The following is a 16841-nucleotide window of genomic DNA, read 5'->3' on the forward strand; positions in this document are numbered from 1 at the left end:
TTATGGTGCCTGTTGCTAATTTCAGTGCACGCGCGCGCCCGCAAAATCCTCCATTGAATTTAGCATCTGGAGAACAGATCGCCCTGGGGCGAATAGTGATTAAATCGTCCTCAAAATTCATGCGGGCCCTCTCCCGCGCAAACCACTTCATCTTAGATGCACGACTGCTTTCATCGCTTACGAAAGATCGGCCGCCAGGTGAGTTTCAACTCGCTTTAGCAATATGGAGCTTGTGCGAACTTCATTTGAACGATCATATAACGGTTTAGAATCATCAGGATACCGGAAAGCGCAAGCCACGCGACAGCGTGAGATGACAATAAGGGAATGTAGGCACATGAAGATTTACGGACAAATGGTTTCAGCCGCATTGGTTGCCACCGCACTTAGTAGCTTTGCTGTTAACATGGCAATGTCCAAGACTTTGGTCTATTGTTCCGAAGCCTCTCCCGAAATGTTCGATGCAGCACAGACGACATCCGGCGCAGTTTATGACGCCTCGGCCCGCAATGTTTCGAATGGCTTGATCAAGATAAAGCGTGGTTCAACCGAGTTGGAGCCTGGGCTTGCGGAGAGCTGGGAAGTATCCGCTGATGGCAGGCAATACACATTTCATCTGCGGAAGGGTGTGAAGTTTCACACCACCAGCTTTTTCACACCTAGCCGAGATTTCAATGCAGACGATGTCATCTTTACCTTTGAGCGCCAAGGCAACAAGGACAATCCATATTACAACCAGGGCACCTGGCCACAGTTTGGCGCCTATTCCTTTCCTACGCTGATCGACAAAATTGAAAAGATCGACGACTCCACCGTCAAATTCATTCTGTCGCGGCCAGAGGCCACCTTCATCCCGACATTGTCCTTAACATTCGCGGTCATTCAATCGAAAGAATATGCCGACAAACTTGTTGCGGAAAATCGTATTGAAGAATTCAGCCAGCAACCGGTGGGAACCGGACCATATCAGTTTGTTGCCTATCAGAAGGATAGCGCGATCAGATATCAGGCCAATCCGGATTATTGGGCAGGTAAGCAAAAAATCGACAATCTTATTTTCGCCATCACGCCCGACGCTGCCGTGCGTCATCAGAAGCTGAATTCTGGCGAGTGCCACGTTATTGCGGCTCCCAACCCCGCAGATATCGCCGAGATGAAAAAGGATCCAGACATTGAGATGCAGAGCAAAGAAGGTTTAAACCTGTCTTTCCTCGCATATAATACCCAGCAAAAGCCGTTTGACGACGTTCGGGTCCGAAAGGCCCTCAACATGGCAGTCAATAAGAAAGCCATTATCGAAGCGGTTTATCTGGGCTCAGCTGTTCCCTCCGTGAACCCATTGCCACCGAGCGTCTGGGGCTACAACAAAAGCGTGAAGGACGACGCTTATGATCCCGAAGCCTCTCGCAAACAGCTTGAGCAGGCAGGCGTAAAAGATCTGAAGATGAAGATCTGGGCGATGCCGGTGCAACGCCCTTATATGCCAAATGCCCGCCGAGCAGCGGAGCTCATTCAGTCCGATTTCGCAAAAGTCGGGGTTACTGCTGAAATTGTGACTTATGATTGGGGTGAATATCTCAAGCGTTCCCTCGAAAAGGATCGGGATGGCGCCGTTATGCTCGGCTGGACAGGAGGAATTGCGGATCCGGACAATTTCCTCGCCGCACTTCTGAGTTGCCAGGCTGTTGGCAGCGCTAATCGGGCCAACTGGTGCCAGGAAGATTTTGAAAAGCTCATCCAAAGTGCCAAATTGACGACTGATATAACAAAACGCACGGAACTATACGAACAGGCCCAGGTTGTGTTCAAGGAACAAGCACCTTGGCTTACGATCGCCCATCAAATCGTGGAGCAGCCAATCAGCAAGAAAGTCAAAAACTTTCGCATTGATCCCTTTGGCGGATATCTCTTCGAAGATGTCGACATTGAAGAATAGGGCTTACTGAGCCGAGTTTCAGAAATGACGTCGGACGGAGAGCATAATGGCTCACTGTCCGACACTATCCCAGGGTCGCATTCGCACAGCCTAAATCAATAGCCGAGTACCAAGCATGAATATTGTAGATCGCTTCTTAACTTACACGCGTATTAATACCACTGCTGTGCCAAATGCCGACACGCTTCCTTCAAGCGAGGGGCAAACAGTGCTCGCCCGATTTCTTGCAAGCGAAATGCGTGCACTCGGAATGGAAGTCGAAGAACGCGATCATTCGATTGTTGTTGGCACCTTGCCTGCGAACATCTTAGATAAAGATGTTCAGTTCCCGACGATTGCTTGGGTGGCACATCTCGACACTTCGGCTGAGTATGTGACCGACACAAATGCCAAAGTGGTCGAATATAATGGCGGCGATATTTTGCTTAATGCGGAAACCGGGGCCGTTATGGCGGTTTCCGAGTTTCCCGAGCTCGAAGCCTATGTTGGCGATCGTATCATTGTGACCGACGGCACCAGCCTGCTCGGGGCTGATAATAAGTCAGCCATTGCAGAAATAATGCACGCGATGCAAGTCCTTACCGCCCATCCTGAGATTGAGCATGGCATCGTCAAAGTGGTTTTTGTTCCTGATGAAGAAATCGGGTTGCGCGGCGCAAAGGCACTGGATGTTGCTTCGTTGCATGCAGATTTTGCCTATACGCTTGATTGCTGTGCTTTGGGTGAAATCGTTTATGAGAATTGGAATGCAGGTGAATTTCACATCACGCTACAAGGCCAACCCGCTCATCCGATGTCAGCCAAGGGAAAATTGCGCAACGCCATACTCTATGCGCAACAGTTTATCGCTATGCTTCCAGCGGGAGAGCGACCGGAATACACCGAGGGTACTGAAGGCTATTATTGGGTAAAATCTATCCAGGGAAGTGTTGCCGAAGCAAGTCTGGTGATCGACATAAGGGATTTCACAACTAAGGGTTTCGAAACACGTCGTTTGTTTGTTGAGCAGCTTGTGACAAGTTTCAAACAGCTTTACGGCGACGAAGCGGTTCGTTCAGACTACAAGGCGGTTTATCGTAATGTTGCAGAGGCACTGCAGGGAGAAAATCGTTATCCTGTAAGCCTTGCTCTCAACGCGATGAAAGCGATTGGTGTTGAACCAAAGCCGGTTCCTATGCGCGGCGGGTATGATGGTGCGGTTTTGTCCGAAAGAGGATTGCCGTGCCCTAATCTGTTCTGTGGTGCCCACAATTTCCATTCCATTTACGAGTTTCTGCCAGTCAGCTCGTTAGAGAAGGCTTCTGAAATGGTCGTCGAGATCCTGAGGAGCGCACGTGTGCCCCGGTCGACAGAAAAACCTTTATAGTGGATAGTCTTGATTGGATTTGGCGATATCGTCATTTGAAGTAAGATATTTGGCTATTGGGCCATTGGTATCCTGTAGGGGGTTTTAGTCGACGCTCATGGCCTATGATCTGAGGAACGATATTGTATTTTGAAATTATCATTGTCGTGCTGCTGACGCTACTTAACGGCGTCCTTGCGATGTCCGAGCTCGCTGTTGTTTCTTCACGGCCGGCAAGATTAAGAGTGCTCGCGGATAAAGGGAGCCGTGGCGCCAGCATGGCGATTGCGCTTGGCGAAAATCCAGGCCGTTTTCTTTCCACGGTCCAGATAGGGATTACGCTGGTTGGCGTCTTGTCTGGCGCATTTTCCGGCGCAACACTTGGCGCCCGACTGACCGCCTGGCTGCTTGATCGGGGCATGTCCCCTTCCCTCGCAGATGCTCTCGGCGTTGGATCGGTGGTGGTCATCATTACCTATCTCTCCTTGATCGTCGGAGAACTCGTTCCAAAGCAAATCGCGCTGCGTGAACCTGAGGCTGTGGCGAGCCGTGTCGCGCCGACAATGATCTTGCTGTCCCGGTTAGCAGCTCCTTTGGTGTGGCTATTGGATATGTCAGGCCGTCTGATTTTGAGATTGCTCGGTCAAGCTGGTAAATCAGGCGATGGGGTTACGGACGAAGAAATAAAGTCCATTCTTGCAGAAGCGCAGAGCGCAGGCGTTATTGAGACGGAAGAGTCGAAGATGATCGCGGGCGTTATGCGCCTTGCGGATCGGACCGCGAGCGGTTTAATGACGCCGCGTCTTGAGGTTGAGATGATCGACGTTCACGACGGCATCGATGTCATTCGAGATCAAGTGCAACAAAGCAGTCGTTCACGCCTTCCCGTCCGGGGCGAAAATTCTGACGAAATCCTAGGCGTTCTGCAGGCTCGTGATTTTTTCAACGCGCTTTCGGCTACAGGCAACGTGAATATTCGGGAAATCATTAAAGAAGTCCCCGTTGTTTCGGACTTCTCTGATGCTCTTGATGTTGTGGAAGCGATCCGGGGAACGCCAACACACATGGTTCTGGTTTACGATGAGTATGGACATTTCGAGGGCGTGATTACCGCTGGCGACGTAATGGAAGCAATCATTGGCGCGATGCAGGAAGATTACGTGGCAGAGCAAGCGATTGTTCGAAGAGCCGATGGCTCCTACCTGGTCTCGGGCTGGATGCCGATTGATGAATTCTCAGAGTTCATGCGTTTTCCTGTAGACGATGATGTCGAATACAATACGGTCGCCGGTTTTGTTCTGGAAGAATTGAAGCATTTGCCAGAAGTTGGCGAAACATTCAGCAAGAACGGCTGGATATTTGAAATCGTGGACCTCGACGGCAGAAGAATCGACAAATTGTTGATCACCTCCGAGGAGCAGCCGACGGAATAGCGCAAATAGTGCCTTGTTGATGGGCAAACTGCTAACGTTGAAGCCTTAGAGTGTTTCTGCGATGTCCATCGTCGATTTGCAACAATTGCCTATTCTAACGCCATAGCACTTCATATCCTGGACCGCGTCATGCGCTCTGCGCTCAAGCGTGTTCGCCGCAGTATTGATACAAATTTGTTGTGATACGCCCACCCCGTTGGTGATCCGATCCCCGCAGACGCTCCTATGCCTGATAAAGCTTGCGGGCGCCGTCACGCCATTTGTTTGAGCGACCCCTCTCGGCGCGGATCGACTTTGTCGGTTTTCTTGATCGACCCAAATCAACCAAGTCGCCGAGATTTCTTCACTTTGAGGTCACCGACGGACACTCTCGATCCGGTTCTGATTATTATTTAGGCAGCCGCCTATGCAATGAGCAGGCATATTGAACCCGACGCATGTTTTTCGGACATTGCCCCCTGATCATAGGAGCGACACGTGCCAATAAGTGTGATTGGTATCAGTTTTTCGCTCTAAGTTATTCATTTTTTCAACTTGGCACGGGACTTGCTTCTATAAATTCAGAGGCACAATCGCCGTATGTTGGCGACCAGTGCATGAACTTTTGATTTATAACGCAGGACAAGAGAGACTAGGTTATGACAAAATATAAGCTCGAATATATCTGGTTGGATGGTTACAGCACCCCGAACCTGCGTGGTAAGACCCAGATCAAGGAATATGATGCCTTCCCAACGCTCGAGCAGCTGCCGAACTGGGGCTTTGACGGCTCATCTACCCTGCAGGCTGAGGGCAAAAGCTCTGACTGCGTATTGAAGCCTGTTGCAATCTACCCGGATCCTGCGCGCAAGAACGGTGCACTCGTCATGTGCGAAGTCATGATGCCCGATGGCATCACACCGCATCCATCCAACAGCCGTGCAACCGTTCTTGAAGATGAAGATGCCTGGTTTGGTTTTGAGCAGGAATATTTCTTTTACGAAAACGGCCGCCCGCTGGGCTTTCCGGAACAGGGCTTTCCAGCACCTCAGGGCCCATACTATACGGGCGTAGGTTATAAAAACGTCGGATCGATTGCCCGCAAAATCGTCGAGGAACACCTTGATCTTTGCCTCGACGCTGGGATTAATCACGAAGGCATCAATGCTGAAGTCGCCAAGGGCCAGTGGGAATTCCAGATTTTTGGAAAGGGATCGAAAAACGCTGCAGATCAGATGTGGATTGCGCGTTACCTCCTTCTTCGTCTCTGCGAACAGTACAGCATTGATATTGAATTCCATTGCAAGCCATTGGGTGACACTGACTGGAATGGCTCTGGCATGCACTGCAATTTCTCGACCAAATTCATGCGTGAAGTTGGCGGGAAGGCCTATTTCGAAGCTCTGATGGACCAGTTTGCAGCCAATCTGCAGGCGCATATTGATGTTTACGGTCCTGACAATCACTTGCGCCTGACCGGCAAGCACGAAACGGCTCCTTGGAATAAATTCTCGTATGGTGTAGCCGATCGTGGTGCGTCGATCCGCGTGCCGCATTCATTCGTTCAGAACGGTTACAAGGGCTATCTGGAAGACCGCCGTCCGAACTCTCAGGGCTGCCCATATCAAATTGCCTCGCAGGTTCTTAAGACCATTTCCGAAGTTCCTACGAGCAACGACGAGGCTCTCGCAGCCTAAGCGCGTCGATTAAGCGATACCAAGGCCGGCCGCTGAAATGCGGTCGGCCTTTTTGCTTTCTCATGCAGCAATTCTTTCTCCGCCAAGTTGGCCTAGATAGTTGCGACACCAATGAAAAACATCGTTCGTTCGAACGGCTTCCATCATGAAGCGATAGCGTTCTATGCGTTGTTCAAGCGGCATTGAGGCAGCCCGCGCAATGGCATCTGCGATAGTCTCGACGTCGTATGGGTTGACGAGTAACGCACCCTTGCCAAGTTCACGTGCAGCACCAGCAAAACGCGAAAGTATGAGTACACCTGGATCATCCGGATCCTGGGCTGCAACATATTCCTTGGCTACAAGGTTCATCCCGTCCCTCAGTGGTGTTACGAGCGCCACTTTGGCCATACGATAAACGGCCGCTAGCAATTGATGACTAAATGCACGATTGACGTAGCGCACTGGCGTCCAATCCAATCGCCCTATTGTCCCGTTTATCTGCCCGGCGATTTCAGCCACTTCGTGCTGCAAGGCATCATATTGCGCGACTTCAGAACGGCTTTTTGGCGTTACCTGCACGAAAGTAATTCTTCCATGCCATCCCGGGTTGACTTCCAGGAACCTGCGATAGCCGCGGAGGCGTTCGGGAATGCCTTTCGTATAGTCGAGACGGTCCACACCGATAATCAGTTCTCGCCCCTCAAGGGAACGCTTGAACCGTTGAATGGTGGAACTGGTAGTTTCTGATTGTTCCGCCGGTGCAAAGGCGCCCACATCAATGCCGATGGGAAAGGCGCCAACCTGAAAGGTCCTTAGCTCGCTGGTAAACAGGCCTTGTTTCCCTTCCATTTTTGTAGCAACACCACCTCTACCAAGGCAGAGCGCAAAGTTCTCGGCATCATCTTCTGTCTGAAAACCAATGAGGTCATAGGCTGTCATTGCAGTAAGCAGAGCACTTTGTACGGGGAGCGTCAAATACACATCCGGAGAGGGCCATGGTATGTGCATGAAAAAACCTATGCGGTTTTTTATTCCCATCTGACGCAGTTCTGCCGCCAATGGTATCAGATGATAGTCGTGGATCCAGATGATATCGTCTGGCTTAATCAAAGGCCTGAGTTTTTCGGCGAAAAACCGGTTCACTCGCAGATAGCCAGCCATATCGCGGCGAGCGTAATCAGTAAGGTCGATACGATAATGACAAAGCGGCCACAGGACGCTGTTGGCTAAACCTGCGTAATATTCAGAAAGGTCCTGGTCTGACAGATCCGACAATGCATAGGTGATCGCCCCTTCTTCCCGTATGCTCAAGGGACCGGGATCCTTGTCGCCACTCGATTTTCCTGACCAGCCCATCCATATCCCGCCGCGTTCCTTGAGTGCAGCATGAACGGCAACCGCAAGGCCGCCTGCAGGCGGACGATCCGGGTCAGGGACGCGATTTGAGACGACAATCAATCTGCTCACGGGCGCCGCTCCCCAAATTCAGGATAAGGGACACAAGCACTCACTCCTAAGTCTTTGGAACTCTTCACTGACATAAACTCCCAATCCAATTCCTCATTAACTTTGGAGACGCTATAACCATCGAAGCGACGGTTTTGTTTCCATCAAACGAGGAACTGACACGGATGCTTACGCCACCCATTCTATTAACCTGATCGAACATTGCTTCATCAGTGACATCGTCGCCGAGAGCTATAGGCGTTTTCTCAACGAAAGGAGCGGCTGCCATGAGACGGCGAACCGCCATTGCCTTATCGGCACTCTTAGGCTTCAGTTCGCAGACAAATTTTCCGATTTGCAGCGCATAGGCATCACCCGCCAGGCTCACGGCGGATTGCATGATATTATCAACAAGGTTTGCCATGTCGGGTGCCTTGCGATAGTGAAGTGCAAAGGCCCCGCCTTTGTCTTCAACAATCACGCCGGCAAGATCGGCTGCCTTTGATGTTGCGTGTTGAAGGGCCTGCGAATAAGCATCGCCAGATGCGTGGGGGCGCGACACTGCGTTGTAAGACGGCACAGCGCTACCCGATGCACTGCGAAGTTCTGCACCATGGAGTCCCGCAACGCAAAAAGGATGTTGGGGAAAGAGTTGGTCAACAAACTCGATAGATCGACCGGTTACAATCGCGACCGCTCCATCTGTTTGCCGATAGAGATGTTTCAGATTCTCTTGCAGGCCACTTTCGACCAAAACACCATCCGGTGTTTGCGCGAGATCGAGCAAAGTGCCATCAAGATCGAAGAAGAAGGCAAATTCGCTTAGCGGCTTTGATTGGATCGAACGACTTAGACGATCGGGTTTGACAATTGTAAGCCCATCGAATGAAAAAATTGACGAGCCTTGCCGGGATGAAGGTTCATCTTGGTCTTTGGATTTTGACATTTCTTAAAGGATAGGGCGGAGTTTTCGTAAGGCAACTCAACCCCTTAAAATATCGCGGAGATCCCGGCTCAGCAATCTCGAGCACTGCCTCTTTTGATTATCTCGCTGGAAACTCTCTGATCATCTGGTTTTACGCGCATCTTGGTCCGAACCGCTTCGCACTTTCGGCAAGCGCTCTCATGTTTGTTCGATGCCGTATAAAAAACGCCGGCTTACGCCGGCGCTTTACTTTGGATGATTTCAGGCTCAGGCAGCCAGGTAATTTTTAAGAAAGGTCCGCGTCCGGTCCTGTTTCGGATGACGCAGGATTTCGTCAGGCGTGCCTTCTTCCACGACCACTCCACCATCCATGAAGAGGATCTTGTCGGCGACTTCTCCGGCAAACCGCATTTCATGGGTGACAATAAGCATCGTCATGTGTTCTGCAGCAAGCTGGCGCATGACGAGGTTAACTTCGTCGACCAGTTCGGGATCAAGCGCTGAGGTTGCTTCATCAAACAACATCACCTTCGGTTGCATTGCCAATGCTCTTGCGATCGCGACGCGCTGTTTCTGACCACCGGAAAGTTGCGAAGGGTATGCGTCTGCTTTATTCGCGAGGCCAACTTTCGTCAGTAGTGATAATGCGAGTTCACGCGCCTGCCCCTTGTTCACACCTTTGAGTTTGATGGGACCGAGCGTTATATTCTCCACAACCGTCAAATGAGGGAACAGATTGAAGTGCTGAAACACCATTCCCATTTGTTGACGCACCGTATTGATGTGCTTTTCAAATGCCTGACCTTTAAGTGGCTGGTTCACCTGGATCCCATCAAGCCATACTTCGCCGCCATTGAGTGTCTCAAGGTGGTTGATCGACCTTAGCAAGGTGCTCTTTCCTGAACCGCTTGGCCCGATGATCGCGACGATCTGCCCTCGGGTTACGGAAAGGTCAATACCTTTGAGGACATCGAGTGCGCCATAGGCTTTGCGGGCACCCTTCACTTCGACCATTGGCGAGAGTGTGCTCATCGCGTTACCTCCACTTTTCTTTCGATACGGCGCAGACCCGCTTCCATTACCAGATTGGCCAAATAGTAGAGGGCGGCTGCTGTGAGATAGAATTCAAACGGACTGTAGGTCTCGCTGATTGCTATTTGAGCGCTGTGTACCAGTTCTGCAATTCCAATGATTGAAACAAGCGAGGTGTCTTTGAGCAAGACAATCATGTTGTTGCCAATTGGAGGGACCGTGTTGCGTATTGCTTGCGGAATAACAACATAGCGCAAGGTCTGGGTGCGGCTAAGACCGATGGACCTTGCCCCTTCGGTTTGTCCCGGATCAACTGAGACTATTCCCGCCCGGATGACGTCGGCGTTATAGACTGCAAAATGCAGACTGAGGCCAATGATCCCCGCAAACAGCGCTGGAATATCGATGCCCACCTGCACAAGACCGTAGTAAATCAGGTAAAGCTGCAGCAGCAAAGGCGTCCCCATAAAAAGCCACATGAAGAAGCGAACGGGGTAAGAAAGCAAAGAAGGCGCATAAAGGACTGTAAGGGCGAATAAAATACCAAATGCAAAACTGAGCACACTGGAGGCTACGGCGAGAACCAGTGTCCACCACAGACCTGTAATGAGAATGTCTGCATAAGGTAAAACAATGCTGAAATCGAGTGACGGCATCAAGGTCCTCCTTCAGCGCGCAGCAAAACGTTTGTCAAGTTGATCGACAATCATGACGACAACATAGACGATGAGCATATAAAGAACGGCTGCTACGGCAAAAATCTCGAAGGGTTTATAGGTCGAGCTGATAAACCGCTGTGCGGTATATGTCAGTTCAACCACAGAGATTGTCGAAACCAAGGCTGAACCTTTGACGAGCGCGACAGCATTAACGCCGAGGGGTCGGATCATCAGCCGTGCAGCTTGTGGCAAGACGATCAGTCGCAACGTTCTTTCCCGATCAAAACCTATAGAACGAGCTGCTTCGGTCTGTCCTTTATCGACGCTTGCGATAGCGCCGCGGATGGATTCAGCCATATAGGCGCCGATGTTCAACCCCAGACCAATAACACCTGCAGCATAGGGTTCAAGTTCCAGGCCGATCTGTGGCCCGCCGAAATAAAGAACGAACAATTGAACGAGGCAAGGTGTACCGCGGAAGATGCTTACATAAGCCGAAGATAAAAACCGCAGAATGGCACTATTCGATAACCTGGCCATCACCAGAAATCCGGCGACGACGAATCCCAGAAGCAGCGAAAGTACGGAAATCTGCACTGTGACCCATGCTGCCTCCAGAAAAAAAGGCAGGACGCGTTGCATCAACGCAATATCCATGGAGATACTCCGAAAAATCATGGAAACCGGCCCGGACTACCGGGCCGGACTAAGATGCGATTAGCGGATGTCGCTGCCAATCCACTGCATCGAGATCTTTTCATAAGAACCATCAGCGAGCATGTCGTCGAGGGTCTTCTGCATTGCCGCTTTGAGTTCTGGATTATTTTTGCGGATCGCAATGCCAAGGGCTACACGTCCGCCTTCAATATCGGGTGTGTCCAGAATACGCACTTTCTGACCTGTTTCTTTAACTGCGATCATAACTGGGATGCTGTCCATGACCAAAGCGTCGAGGCGGCCGGCATCCAGATCAATCAGCATTTCCGGGAGGCCCTTATAGGTGCGCACTGTCAGATCACCCTGAGCCTTCGCCCACTTCTCATGGGCATCACCCATGGTCACCCCGACGGTTTTGCCGTTAAGGTCTTCGAGCTTCATAATTGCCGAACCGTCCTTTACGACGATGGTGCGGCCTGCATGATAATAGGGACCTACAAAATCTACTGCTTTTTCTCGTTCGGGTGTGATGGTCATTGACGCGACAACGGCATCATATTTTTTTGCCAGAAGACCAGCAATGATCCCATCAAAAGGTGTTGTGACAATCTTGGCTTTCAGACCCATCTTGTCCGCAATTGCAGTACCAATGGAAGCGTCGAAACCGACAACTTCGTTGTTCTCATTTGTAAAGCTGAACGGTGGATACTGGCCGCTCATAGCAATCCGCATTTCACCAGTTTCTTTGAGCTTTTCCAGCTCATCAGCTTGAGCAGGCATGTTTGAGAAGCTGGCGCCAATTGCAATGGTAGCAACTGCAAGGAGGCTCTTAATCGTGGAACGCATCATGTTTGGTTTCCTCTGGATTTGTCTTTTTGTTTTAGGGTTATGGTTTGCCATGAACCTTCAACGTCGAGCTTGGCACAGCGTTGATTTGCAAGCATCCTGCAATATGTCTGCCGCCCCGCCACATTGCCGGAACTAACCGGCATATTGTCGGCACCTGGCCGCGGCTTTGGTCTGCCAAATTCTTTCACTAAATTTTGAAGCTTTGGGCCTAGACGACGAAGCCTTCACTGACGAGGGGTCGTGTTCGCTTCAAGAAGCAAAGAGATACACGGCCCCCTCGTCATTCAATTTTCACTAAGAGTTATTTCAATGCAGCCTCAAAACTATCCGCCAGAACACTGAGCAAGTGGTCGGCATTCTCACGACTGAATACCATCGACGGTCGCATTTTGAGCACGTTGTCATATGGCCCTTCTGTGCCCATCAAGATACCACGCTCGCGCGCACCATCATTAATGCGCCGGGCCAGATCGGTTGCGGGTGCTTTTGTTTTGCGATCAGTGACCAGTTCAATACCAAGGAAAAGCCCTTGCCCGCGGACATCGCCGATAATATCGAAACGCTTTTGCATCTCTTTAAAACCGTTGATGAGGTAGTTGCCGACTTCGAATGCATTTTCGCGCAGCCGGTCACGTTCGATAACGTTTAGTACCGCAAGGCCCGCGGCGCACGAGACAGGATTGCCACCAAAGGTGTTGAAGTACTCCATGCCATTGTTGAAACTGTCAGCAATCTCGCGGGTTGTTACAACAGCCGACATCGGGTGTCCGTTGCCGATTGGTTTTCCCATGGTGACGATGTCCGGTACAACATCCTGGAGTTCAAATGCCCACCAATGACTCCCAACCCGGCCAAAACCAACTTGCACTTCATCGGCTATGCAAATCCCCCCGGCTGCACGTACCATGGCGTAGACTTCCTTCAAATAGCCCTCTGGCAGGAAGACCTGACCGGCGACGCTTGGAATGGACTCTGCCAAAAAGAAAGCGGGTGCGCGGCCTGCTTGGCGCATAGCATCGATCATCTCAGCTATATTGTGAGAAAATCTTTTTGCATGTTCTTCCAACGGCCAGTCTTCGGGCGCACGATAACTATCAGGGATCACCCCTTCATACACGTGTGCAGGCCGCCCTTTTCCGCCTTTGCGCTTGTATTTGTAAGGGCTTAGATCAATGAGTTCCTGCGTCGTACCGTGGTAAGCCCAATCAAGAACAATCGCTTCATTTCGTCCCGTGTGATTGCGCGCCATTCTCAATGCTAGGCTGTTGGCCTCACTGCCTGAACAGGCAAATGAAGCAACGGTTAGTCCCTCAGGAAGGGTAGCAGTCAGTCTTTGCGCATATTCAACAATGTTATCGTGCAGATAGCGAGTATTGGTGTTGAGCAATGCTGCCTGACGCGCAATGGCTTCGACCACTTCCGGGTGAGCATGGCCGATATGGCAGACATTGTTGAAGCAATCTAAATAGGATCTCCCGCGGTCATCAATAAGCCACGCGCCTTCACCCCTTACGAACTTTATCGGTTCGGAATAGGAGATTGAGAGGTTCGGGAGCAGGATTTCCTTGCGTTTCTCGATGATTTCGGAGCGGCTTCGCCCTTCTTGCGTAAATGTTTCCGGTGGGATGCCGGCCAGGTCTGCGACATCTGGAAAGAGATCGGCCCATACATCGAGATATTCAGCTTCGCCAACACCGAGAATGTCTGTCGCGCTCAGATTGACGTCGGTCGTCATTTCAAAATGAAGATGAGGGGTCCATCCACCGTTCTCGTGGATATCGCCCATATGACCCACAAGATCGCCTGCCTCAAGGCTCTGACCTGGTTGCAACCGACCGAGTGCTTCATGAGCCATGTGCCCCCAAAGTGTAACGAAGGGCGGGCAATCTTCTGGAGCATGCTTGAGTTTAACCAGACCACCATAGCCAAGCGGTTCATGTTCAATTTCAACACTTACAACCGTTGCTGCAAGGGGGGTGTATAAGGGTGTGCCGGCAGGCATGAACAAATCGACGCCAAGATGGTGAACGCGGCGCTTGCCTTCAATAAAGCGCGATTCAAAGGCTTTATCTGTGTAAACGGTCCGCTTTTCGCCCCAAGAGCCAATTCCGAGCTCGATATTGTTCTTTGAGCAGTAATCATCCCACCATTGTGTGGCTTCTGTCGCACGTTGTTCAGCTGACGCCACCGTCATGAAATGTGAAGCATCGCCGTAAGGAACGATCGCCTTGGTGAGTGTCGCTGCTGCAGGCCGGACAATCGGCGCAAATTTTTTGACATTCGCTCGAACCCAGTTGCGAATAAGGCTTGCACCGTCAATCGCGTCGAAACCGCAAGCCTTGCGCAGAATTGCTGTTGCAAAGCGCGGGTTCATCGCATCCATTTTTTCCAACAAACGCCATGCAGGTGCTTCACTTATTGCAAGATAAGGATTGTCATCGGTTTTCTCGCGGCGCGATGCAGAGAATGTCACGCTTGTAACCAAACGCATGGCAATCAGGTCAAAGAGCAGGTCAACTTCCTGCGGCTGTAACGGATAACGCTCGTGAAAACCCGCTGTAACAGCTGCTGCAGCGCCGATCGGATCTTGCGTATCGAGTGCAGCATAGGCACAAGCGATCGCCACTTCGGCGATCAGTATCGTGTGAACAGCATCACCAAAATCGATCAGGCCTGCTATTTCTTCATTATTATTATTGTCAACAAGGACGTTCCAGTCATTGGCATCGTTGTGAATGACTTGCGCACGCAACCCAGTTAGTTTTGGTTCGACGAGGTTTTCGAAGCGGGTAATGAAGCGTTCGAGCAACGCCTTCTTGTCGGCATCATCGATGAAATGCAGACGCTCACGCGCTCGTCCAGCGTGACGCAAATCCCAGTCGAGCGAGCGCAAAGCGCCAACATGGATAAAGCCTTGAAGGGCTTGGTCCAGTTCACCCAGCGCGCGTCCGAGATTGCGCATCAGTGCGAACGTTCTTTTCACTTCGGCAAGCGGCGTTCCTGGCAACCAGCCCACGAGACGCAATGCATGCTGTTCGCCACTATCCGATAGCGTCGATGCCAGCACCTCTCCGCTGAGGCTTGATTTCAAATAGGGAACGGCAAGACCGGAATTTGCTGCTGCCAGGTGATTGAGCAAGGCGGTTTGAAACTCGCTTTCAACTCTCGGTTCGCTTGCATTGACAATCTTCAATATCCAATCCGCATCCGTACCGGTTTTCAGACGAAAATTACAATCGCGCTCACTGTCGAGTTGAGAAGCAACTGCGTCCACGCCAAAAACTTCTTTTGCCAGGCGTTCGGCACCGGACGCCGAAAACTGAGGTGCAGGATGAGAAAGATCCGTCATAGCTAATATTTTCCAGGTTACATTTCTTGTCTCCAGCTTGGCATGCAAAGGATTTTCGGGCATCAAGTATCCTGTCGGCCAAACCGGCACATTGTCGGAATGAACCGGCATATGTCCGGTGAAGCGAATAGGGTTATGATGCGTGAACTTGATGCAAAAGATCGTGAGATACTGGCAATCCTGTCGAAAGAGGCGCGTATAGCGCTTAAAACGCTTGCAGGGCGTATAGGATTGTCGCGGAGTGCCACGAGCGAACGCGTTACTAATCTGGAACGAAGTGGTGTCATCAGAGGGTATCGCGCAGATATTGGCGAAATCGACGCCAATGTCATTCGGGCCGCACTGCTTATCAACCTCCGGCGGACGCCTGCTCATGAATTGCTCGATATTCTCGCCCGCCATCCGGAAGTCCGCAGAGTTTCGTCTGTGAGTGGACAGCTCGATCTTATTGTTGAGCTTGAAACGGGTTCAATCGATGGTCTCAACCGTGTGCGTGATCTGATTGCCGGTCATGACATCGTCGAAGATCTTACAACTGCCATCGTGCTTCGCCGCGATATCGATCGTGAACTCAGTTAGTCACAACCTCGCGCTCGGGCCGTCAAACAGCCATCATACTCTTGAACGCCGCATTTTTTGACGCTATATTACGTCGAAATATGCGGCTATTATTAGGAGTCTATCATATGGGGCTCGCACAATATTCAGATAATGGCATTTTCGCACCGCGAAAAATCGCCGATGCATTGCGAACGACGAGCGACGAGGTGGCACGCTCGGCCGGTTTGGGCCGCGATGCTGTGCAGCGCAAAGATCGTGTGCAATCGGACAAAACCCAAAGGCGGTTACGGGAGATGGTTGAAATTCTAAACAAAGTCGAACCGCGCTTTGGTTCCGCTTTGATGGCTTATGCTTGGTACCGCTCAGAACCGCTCGCTGGTTTTTTTGGCCAGACAGCAATGCAGCTTGTCCTCAATGGGCGAGCAAATGAGGTCCTGGACTATATCGACGCCGTTGATGCTGGAGTTCATGCCTGAGGTGTCGATTTCCTATCGGGATAAGCTTTATCGCGCGCTTAACCCTGTTTATGCGCATGACCCGCTTTCTGGTCGCGGTGCAGCACTCTTTGGCGGTCGTTTTAATCCAAAGGGCGTGAAGGCGCTCTACTGCTCACTCACCATCATGACGGCACTTCGCGAAGCAAATCAAGTTGGCAATCTGCAGCCCACAACTCTGGTTGCCTATCAAGCGAAAATCGACACATTATTCGACTGCCGCGACGACAGAGCGCTGAGAGAAATGGGCATGGATGCAGTGATGCTGGCAGATAATGGCTGGCGTGAACAAATGCGTCTTAAAGGCGAAGCCCCAACCCAAAGCTTCGCCCGCCGTCTTTTAACGGCTGGATATCACGGACTCCTTGTTCAAAGCTTCGCGAAAGGCGCAGGCATCGATGATCTCAATATCGTATTGTGGCAATGGAGTTCATCGCCCCCTTCCCAACTCACCCTAATCGATGACGAGCACCGATTGTCTCGGTAAACTGCCTTGT

The 16841-nt window shown here is 51.1% G+C and carries 14 protein-coding genes; 7 read left to right on the plus strand and 7 right to left on the minus strand.

Annotation, left to right across the window (positions count from 1 at the left end):
- Window positions 1-337 precede the first annotated feature (337 nt).
- The 4 genes from QSJ70_RS26280 (at window position 338) to QSJ70_RS26295 (ending at window position 6390) form a co-directional block, all read left to right on the plus strand.
- On the plus strand, window positions 338-1936 hold the full coding sequence (locus QSJ70_RS26280; protein ID WP_285541037.1) for an ABC transporter substrate-binding protein: 1599 nt from the start codon (window positions 338-340) through the stop codon (window positions 1934-1936).
- A 115-nt stretch (window positions 1937-2051) separates the two neighbouring features.
- The gene (pepT, locus tag QSJ70_RS26285; protein ID WP_285541038.1) at window positions 2052-3302 is read left to right on the plus strand and encodes a peptidase T; all 1251 of its coding nucleotides are present in this window, start codon (window positions 2052-2054) and stop codon (window positions 3300-3302) included.
- Window positions 3303-3424: 122 nt separating this feature from the next.
- Window positions 3425-4714, plus strand: a complete 1290-nt coding sequence (locus QSJ70_RS26290) for a hemolysin family protein (protein ID WP_215780839.1) — start codon at window positions 3425-3427, stop codon at window positions 4712-4714.
- A 638-nt stretch (window positions 4715-5352) separates the two neighbouring features.
- Entirely contained in the window at window positions 5353-6390 is a 1038-nt protein-coding gene (locus QSJ70_RS26295; RefSeq protein WP_285541042.1) for a glutamine synthetase beta-grasp domain-containing protein, read from the plus strand.
- Window positions 6391-6450: 60 nt separating this feature from the next.
- Here QSJ70_RS26295 and otsA read toward each other — a convergent pair whose 3' ends face one another.
- The 7 genes from otsA to QSJ70_RS26330 form a co-directional block, all read right to left on the minus strand.
- On the minus strand, window positions 6451-7839 hold the full coding sequence (gene otsA / locus QSJ70_RS26300; RefSeq protein ID WP_215780843.1) for an alpha,alpha-trehalose-phosphate synthase (UDP-forming): 1389 nt from the start codon (window positions 7837-7839) through the stop codon (window positions 6451-6453).
- A 64-nt stretch (window positions 7840-7903) separates the two neighbouring features.
- Window positions 7904-8764: a trehalose-phosphatase gene (otsB, locus tag QSJ70_RS26305; RefSeq protein WP_285541046.1), complete on the minus strand. Its 861-nt coding sequence runs from the start codon at window positions 8762-8764 to the stop codon at window positions 7904-7906.
- 246 nt (window positions 8765-9010) lie between these two features.
- Window positions 9011-9775 (minus strand): amino acid ABC transporter ATP-binding protein, encoded by a 765-nt coding sequence (locus QSJ70_RS26310; protein ID WP_276572353.1) that lies wholly within the window; start codon window positions 9773-9775, stop codon window positions 9011-9013.
- Window positions 9772-10431 carry an amino acid ABC transporter permease gene (locus tag QSJ70_RS26315; RefSeq protein WP_215780854.1) on the minus strand — a complete coding sequence of 220 codons (660 nt, stop codon included), beginning with the start codon at window positions 10429-10431 and terminating at the stop codon, window positions 9772-9774. The genes QSJ70_RS26310 and QSJ70_RS26315 overlap by 4 nt, the downstream gene beginning before the upstream one ends.
- A 12-nt stretch (window positions 10432-10443) precedes the next feature.
- Window positions 10444-11091, minus strand: a complete 648-nt coding sequence (locus tag QSJ70_RS26320) for an amino acid ABC transporter permease (RefSeq protein WP_215780856.1) — start codon at window positions 11089-11091, stop codon at window positions 10444-10446.
- Window positions 11092-11151: 60 nt separating this feature from the next.
- A complete protein-coding gene (locus QSJ70_RS26325) occupies window positions 11152-11937 on the minus strand; it encodes an ABC transporter substrate-binding protein (RefSeq protein ID WP_285541079.1) in 786 nt (261 codons plus the stop codon).
- Between the two features lie 304 nt (window positions 11938-12241).
- Window positions 12242-15289, minus strand: coding sequence for an aminotransferase class III-fold pyridoxal phosphate-dependent enzyme (locus QSJ70_RS26330; protein WP_285541050.1), 3048 nt, complete (start codon window positions 15287-15289; stop codon window positions 12242-12244).
- Window positions 15290-15427: 138 nt separating this feature from the next.
- Between QSJ70_RS26330 and QSJ70_RS26335 the strand changes: the two genes are divergently transcribed.
- The 3 genes from QSJ70_RS26335 (at window position 15428) to QSJ70_RS26345 (ending at window position 16831) form a co-directional block, all read left to right on the plus strand.
- Window positions 15428-15868 carry an Lrp/AsnC family transcriptional regulator gene (locus QSJ70_RS26335; protein ID WP_215781754.1) on the plus strand — a complete coding sequence of 147 codons (441 nt, stop codon included), beginning with the start codon at window positions 15428-15430 and terminating at the stop codon, window positions 15866-15868.
- A gap of 107 nt (window positions 15869-15975) precedes the next feature.
- Entirely contained in the window at window positions 15976-16326 is a 351-nt protein-coding gene (locus QSJ70_RS26340) for an antitoxin Xre/MbcA/ParS toxin-binding domain-containing protein (RefSeq protein ID WP_215780859.1), read from the plus strand.
- 7 nt (window positions 16327-16333) lie between these two features.
- Window positions 16334-16831 (plus strand): RES family NAD+ phosphorylase, encoded by a 498-nt coding sequence (locus QSJ70_RS26345; RefSeq protein WP_285541081.1) that lies wholly within the window; start codon window positions 16334-16336, stop codon window positions 16829-16831.
- Window positions 16832-16841 lie beyond the last annotated feature (10 nt).

Source organism: Brucella sp. NBRC 12950 (assembly GCF_030268145.1).
Taxonomy (GTDB): Bacteria; Pseudomonadota; Alphaproteobacteria; order Rhizobiales; family Rhizobiaceae; genus Brucella.